This window comes from Salmonella sp. SAL4457, assembly GCF_046548235.1.
Taxonomy (GTDB): domain Bacteria; phylum Pseudomonadota; class Gammaproteobacteria; order Enterobacterales; family Enterobacteriaceae; genus Salmonella; species Salmonella enterica.
Genome location: NZ_JBGDZO010000955.1, coordinates 1 through 252, shown reverse-complemented (window position 1 = coordinate 252; position 252 = coordinate 1). Strand labels below are relative to the sequence as shown.

At 65.1% G+C, this 252-nt stretch carries 1 protein-coding gene; it reads left to right on the top strand.

Annotation, left to right across the window (positions count from 1 at the left end; all coding sequences use genetic code 11):
- On the top strand, positions 1-252 hold a 252-nt coding region (locus ACLJNW_RS27020), incomplete at both ends, for a S41 family peptidase (protein WP_410961628.1).

The window sequence follows — 252 nt, the reverse complement described above, 5'->3', positions numbered from 1 at the left end:
CTTCAAGGCCTACCGCGCCGGCGACCCGAACTACAAGAGCACCACCCGCGACGTGAAGAAGCTGGTCGCCGAATTGCAGAAGGACAAGGTCGACGGCATCGTCCTCGACCTGCGCAACAACGGCGGCGGCTCCCTGCAGGAGGCCACCGAGCTGACCGGCCTGTTCATCGACCAGGGCCCGACCGTACTGGTGCGCAACAGCGACGGCCGCGTCGACGTGCTCAACGACGACGAAGGCAAGGCCTTCTATAC